Raw genomic sequence first — 5360 nt, 5'->3', positions numbered from 1 at the left:
GTGGTTACTTTAACAACCGGTGAGTTTTCGGTATTAAAAGCCTTGGTGCAGCATCCGCGTGAGCCGTTGACGCGTGATAAATTGATGAATCTTGCCCGTGGTCGTGAATGGGGTGCGATGGAGCGTTCTATCGATGTGCAAGTATCACGTTTGCGCCGTTTAATTGAGGATAATCCGTCACAGGCCCGTTATATCCAAACTGTTTGGGGCGTCGGCTATGTATTCGTACCCGATGAAGCAGAAGTTGAAGCGGCTAAAAGTGAATAGATCTAACTTTTAGTATTGAAAATATTAAATGCCATAAAAAGCCCTGCAATCAACGTGCAGGGCTTTTTACTGTTTTAACTATTGGTTTAACGCTAAATATTTAGTGCATAAATCTAACGTAATTGACTGTCTTTACTACCGCGGCGATTAAATAACTCAGTTGCCTTTGCTTCTTTTTCAAGCTCAGACTGACAACTAACGCAGTGCTGCACACCCGGCACGGCAATACGCCGCGCTTCTGGAATCGGGTTGCCACACTCGTCGCAAAACTCAGCGCTTTCACCCGTTGGCAGCGCACGCCGTGCGCGCTCTAACGCATCGTTGACCGTTGCATCCATTTGCTCATGTTCTGCTCCATCTCTTGACCAGCCACCTGCCATAATCGTATCCTATTTTTTATTAATGCTATTTAGGTTTTAATTAATAAAAGTCTTTAATAACAAATAGATGGGGTTATAGAGCACTTATTTCAATCAATAGACGCTTTTATAAACACTATTAATAGCGATAAAAATAATGGGCAATAAGATAGCAAATGATGATTATTCTTTTGGTTGCAACTCAACCACTTGACCGCGCACGCCGATGCTTTCATCACTCATCAAAAACACATAACCGCCCATAATATCTTCTGGTGTTTTTAGGCTCATCGGATTTTCACCGGGAAAAGCATGAGCGCGCATATTGGTACGGGTGCCGCCGGGATTGATACAATTGAAGCGCAAATTGGTGGTATTTTGCGTCTCTTGGGTAAAGATATCACTCATGCCTTCTACCGCTTGCTTCGAGAGTGCATAAGCACCCCAAAACGCGCGCGGATGAGTACCAACGCTACTAGAGGTAAAGACGATAGAACCATGAGCGGCATCTTTAAGTAACGGCAGTAGCGCTTGGGTAAGCATAAAGGTAGAGGTAAAGTTAACCTTCATCACCTGAGCAAACATATCGACATCGTACATCTCAAGCGGTGTCAAAGCACCTAGCATGCCAGCATTGTGCAATACCCCATCGAGCTGTCCGACTTCTTTTGCTATTAAATTCTCTAAAGTTTGCATCTCAGCATAAGTCGCGCCTTCGAGATTCATCGGTAGCATGGCAGGCTGCTTGCCGCCAAAGCTTTCGATTTCATCATAAACGTATTCAAGTTTGCTACTGGTACGCCCCAACAATAACACCGTCGCACCGTAACGCGCATAGGTCAAGGCGGCAACACGGCCGATACCATCACCAGCACCCGTGACCAAAATTGTTTTACCATCTAAGCAGTTATCAGGCGGTATAAAATTACGTATATCATCGTGCGATACAGATGGTACAGAATTTTGCCCAGCTGCTTGATTGGTCTGCTGCGGCGTGGGCGGATTAGTATTGTCACTCATGGCATTACTCACTGCTTATTATTTGATGATTTGATAGTAGGTTGCTTATTAGCTATCTCAATGAATGGCTTATTTGCTTTATAAGTAGTTATTTTATAAATAGTCAAACTTACCTGAAACAAGTAAAAGTTTACTCAACTCCTTAGGGGTATCAGTAATATAGTCAGCGCCCCATTTCTTTAAGTTTTTTTGATCTTCAGGTGGGATATAACCATAGGCGGCTAAAATGGTTGTCATACCAGCGGCGTTGCCCGCTTCGATATCGCGTATATGGTCACCAATATAAAGCACGCTTTCAGCAGCACCGCGCGGGATAGCGAGTTTTTCTAAGGCGACATACATCGGTTCAGGATCTGGTTTGGGGCGTGATACATCGTCAGGACAAACCAGTACCGAGCAGCGCTCGTCTAACTGCATTTTTTCTAGCAAAAGCTCTGCTAAATAGCGCGGTTTATTGGTGACAATCCCCCATGGTACGCCTTTATCCTCTAAGGTATGCAGCACTTCTTCAAGCTCGCTAAAGACACAGCTATCGACGCATATATCGGCTTCATAATCGTCTAAAAACTGCTGACGAAACTCAAGCAACGCCTCTTCACTAACCTCAAGCTGGCCGTTGTGCCGCAGCATCAAGCGTACCATCGACGAAGCGCCTGCGGAAACTTGATCACGAATCTCGGCTTCAGGTGGCGCTTGCCAATCATTCTCGCCGCTCATTTTACCAATAATCCGGACGAAATCGGCGGCAGTGTCGATTAACGTCCCATCAAGGTCGAACAAGACAGCTTTTACAAATTGACTCATAACAGGCGCTCTTAATTTTGATTTAAAACATTAATTTAAAACATGGATTTAAAAAGTGGTTAAAAAGGAATACTCATAAAAAAATTTACAACAGTGGTTTTTGTACCGCCATCATATAATTGACATCGACGTTTTGCGCCAACCAGTAGCGTTTGGTCAGCGGATTATAATGCAGCCCAATGATATCTTGACGGCTGAAATCCGCATTTAGCGCCATTTTATCCAATTCAGCTGGGGTAATAAATTTGGCGTAATCATGGGTGCCGCGATCAAGCAGGCGCAATACATACTCAGCACCAACGATGGCAAATAAGTAGGATTTAGGGTTGCGGTTAATGGTCGAGAGCACGCAAACGCCGCCTGGTGCTAGTAGCTTAAAGCACGCCTCGACGATGGCAGTTGGGTCTGGTACGTGCTCGAGCATCTCCATACAAGTCACCACATCGAACTGACCAGCATGGCTTTCAGCCAATTGCTCAATCGGAATGTGCTGATAACGCAAGATATCATCTAAATTGCTTTGTTCTGCATGTAAGGCCGCCGCTTTGAGGTTTTCTGTGCCAAGGTCAATACCGGTGACATCAGCGCCGCGTCGCGCCATTGATTCTGATAAGATACCGCCGCCACAGCCGACATCAAGAACTTTTTTACCCGCCAAGCCCATCTCTGCGGTTTTACTGCTATCGGCACTCATAAAGCCGCGCTTGACGTTGTCTTCTATCCAATTAAGGCGTAGCGGATTGATTTCGTGTAAGGTGGCAAAGGCGCCGGTTTTATTCCACCACTCGCTCGCCAAATTGTTGAATTTTTCTACTTCGCTGGCATCGACATTAATCGCCGTATTTTGATTGAATTCGCTAGCAGCATTATTAATATCGCTCATATTGTCAGTAGGATTGTTTTGTTGATGATTCACAGGCTGCGCAGAAGGTGAAACTTGGCTCATAGGATTTTTCCTTTATCGGCATTATAGTTATTATCGGGAAGTATGATGCTACGCTCAATATTAGCATGAGAGCAGCAACTTTGTCGTGAGTACATCGTCACCGTTTGTGAAACGCGCAAACTATAGCGCTATGAGTCAGTTATTCTTATATTGAAAAAATTTGGCTTAACGACTTTGGATTGACGATCGGGCTGAAATTTAAGGTATAAAATAAGCGCAAAACCATCAGTAAGATACCTTAAATAATAGCTCACAGCTTTACAACCGTTAGTTAAGAATCGGGTTCACAACTATGGGCATTTTACGCTATTATAGGCAGTAGTCTATAAAAGGGTGATTTAGGCGACGCATTGCCGCTTAAAATTGTGAGACCTATATACAAATGCGCTAAATGACTGCTGAATCGAACCTTCTGAAACAATTATTCTGAATCTCGACACCTCAAGGAAAAAGTATGAAACGTATCATCGCATTGACTGGTTTGGCTTGTGCTATTGGGTTTGCCAATATGGGTGCACAAGCCGCCAATTATGTCGCAGGAAAAGACTACCGCGTGCTAGACAATCCAGAAAAAATCAGCGGTGATGCCATCATTGTGCGTGAATTCTTTTGGTATGGCTGCCCGCATTGTAACGTCCTCAATCCACATATGGAAAAATGGGCAAAAACCAAAGACAAAGACGTGGCATTTTTCAAAACCCCAGCCGCGCTAAACCCTGTTTGGGAAGCTAGCGCCCGTGGTTTCTACGCTGCGCAATTACTAGGCTATGAAGACAAAACCCATGATGCCCTATTTGATGCGGTGCATAAAGATGGCAAACAGTTATTTGACCAAGCATCACTGAGCAAATGGTACGCATCTAAAGGGGTGAATGAAAAGAAATTCAATAGTCTTTATAACTCGTTTGCTGTTGGCACAAAAATTGGTCGCTCACAAGCTGGTGCCAAGCGTTATCAGCTTTCAGGTGTACCAGCAGTAGTCGTCCATGGTAAGTATGTGGTGACTGGTGAAAGCGCCACTGTTCCTAAAGTAGTTGATTATCTCGTTGATAAAGTACGCGCCGAGAAAAAATAACTTAAGATGTGTAAATTATTAAGAAAATGAACGTTTATAAAAATGCAAAAAGCCAATCTTTAACGATTGGCTTTTTTATGGGCTATGAACTGTTATTAGCACTAACATAAATAGTTAGCTTTTCAGCTGCGACAATATCGCCACTTCACGAATATAACTGGCCAAATCTTCTTTAGACTCCGCCATCAATTCATCGTCTTGTGTATGTTTGGCATATTCAATCCATAGTAGCAACTGATATAAACTATTACGCTCAGAGGCTTTGTATTGTTTTACAAACTGCTTTAGCGTGCCTTCATCATTGATATTTAAACGCTCAATCCAGCTTTCGATTTTAGAAATCTGCTCTTTTGGAAAAAAAGCGTCGAACAAGGCTTTCACCAATTCATGGCGGTTTTCTTCACTGATGAGTTTGCCGACCCGTTTGGTCTGGCGATTGCGCGCATTGGCACTGGTAATATCAGCAAGCGCCATCAGCTCTGCCATAAAATAATCACTTGCCGGCAGTTTTTTGAGCTGCTTCTTCGATAAGCTGGCAAGCGGTATCGACAATGCTTGTAAGCGCTCATGAGCTTTTTTGAGCTCTGTGCGCGAGACGCGCATATCTTGTTCTGACCAGTCAATCATAAAAGCTTTCCATTTTCGAGATAGTAAATAATAGAGTTTATTGCGTCTTGCTGATTATATTGCTTAAGTATTCATTGTAGCTAATAACCATTAATAATTAGCATTACCAACGATGTTTTTCGCGGTGCTTAGCGGTAACGCTTAAACCTTCGGGCAAGCTCGCGGTCAATTTATCTTGCAAGTGCTTGGTAATAAATACCGAGCGATGCTTGCCCCCTGTGCAGCCAATCGCAACCGTTACCGTATGGCGGTTGTTGTGTAA

8 protein-coding genes are annotated in these 5360 nt (G+C 43.7%); 2 read left to right on the top strand and 6 right to left on the bottom strand.

The window, feature by feature from the left end; genetic code table 11:
• Nucleotides 1-267: winged helix-turn-helix domain-containing protein (locus tag V7D75_RS05610; protein WP_333613755.1), on the top strand; the 267-nt coding region annotated here is incomplete at its 5' end.
• Between the two features lie 113 nt (nt 268-380).
• Here the strand turns inward: V7D75_RS05610 and V7D75_RS05605 are convergent.
• The 4 genes from V7D75_RS05605 to ubiG form a co-directional block, all read right to left on the bottom strand.
• The gene (locus V7D75_RS05605) at nt 381-647 is read right to left on the bottom strand and encodes a DksA/TraR family C4-type zinc finger protein (protein WP_102077773.1); all 267 of its coding nucleotides are present in this window, start codon (nt 645-647) and stop codon (nt 381-383) included.
• A 162-nt stretch (nt 648-809) separates the two neighbouring features.
• The gene (locus V7D75_RS05600) at nt 810-1646 is read right to left on the bottom strand and encodes a YciK family oxidoreductase (RefSeq protein WP_333613754.1); all 837 of its coding nucleotides are present in this window, start codon (nt 1644-1646) and stop codon (nt 810-812) included.
• Between the two features lie 93 nt (nt 1647-1739).
• Nucleotides 1740-2450, bottom strand: coding sequence for an HAD family hydrolase (locus V7D75_RS05595; RefSeq protein ID WP_333613753.1), 711 nt, complete (start codon nt 2448-2450; stop codon nt 1740-1742).
• A gap of 85 nt (nt 2451-2535) precedes the next feature.
• A complete protein-coding gene (ubiG, locus tag V7D75_RS05590) occupies nt 2536-3396 on the bottom strand; it encodes a bifunctional 2-polyprenyl-6-hydroxyphenol methylase/3-demethylubiquinol 3-O-methyltransferase UbiG (RefSeq protein WP_333613752.1) in 861 nt (286 codons plus the stop codon).
• 454 nt (nt 3397-3850) lie between these two features.
• On the opposite strand from ubiG, the gene V7D75_RS05585 reads away from it, so the two are divergent.
• Nucleotides 3851-4471, top strand: a complete 621-nt coding sequence (locus V7D75_RS05585; protein WP_068407799.1) for a thiol:disulfide interchange protein DsbA/DsbL — start codon at nt 3851-3853, stop codon at nt 4469-4471.
• A 114-nt stretch (nt 4472-4585) separates the two neighbouring features.
• Here V7D75_RS05585 and yjgA read toward each other — a convergent pair whose 3' ends face one another.
• Nucleotides 4586-5098, bottom strand: a complete 513-nt coding sequence (gene yjgA / locus V7D75_RS05580) for a ribosome biogenesis factor YjgA (protein WP_198327950.1) — start codon at nt 5096-5098, stop codon at nt 4586-4588.
• A 103-nt stretch (nt 5099-5201) separates the two neighbouring features.
• Nucleotides 5202-5360, bottom strand: a 159-nt coding sequence (locus V7D75_RS05575; protein WP_333613773.1) for a RapZ C-terminal domain-containing protein, incomplete at its 5' end; no start/stop codon positions are given.

Origin of the sequence: Psychrobacter sp. (assembly GCF_036731945.1) — a bacterium.
Lineage (GTDB): Bacteria > Pseudomonadota > Gammaproteobacteria > Pseudomonadales > Moraxellaceae > Psychrobacter.
Note: the sequence above shows the minus strand (reverse complement) of the source record. Positions and strands in the feature narration are given on the sequence as shown.

Bases quoted from the DNA above. Each gene is read 5' to 3' on its own strand.
- V7D75_RS05605 (WP_102077773.1), bottom strand. From the start codon at position 647: ATGGCAGGTGGCTGGTCAAGAGATGGAGCAGAACATGAGCAAATGGAT.
- V7D75_RS05600 (WP_333613754.1), bottom strand. From the start codon at position 1,646: ATGAGTGACAATACTAATCCGCCCACGCCGCAGCAGACCAATCAAGCA.
- V7D75_RS05595 (WP_333613753.1), bottom strand. From the start codon at position 2,450: ATGAGTCAATTTGTAAAAGCTGTCTTGTTCGACCTTGATGGGACGTTA.
- ubiG (WP_333613752.1), bottom strand. From the start codon at position 3,396: ATGAGCCAAGTTTCACCTTCTGCGCAGCCTGTGAATCATCAACAAAAC.
- V7D75_RS05585 (WP_068407799.1), top strand. From the start codon at position 3,851: ATGAAACGTATCATCGCATTGACTGGTTTGGCTTGTGCTATTGGGTTT.
- yjgA (WP_198327950.1), bottom strand. From the start codon at position 5,098: ATGATTGACTGGTCAGAACAAGATATGCGCGTCTCGCGCACAGAGCTC.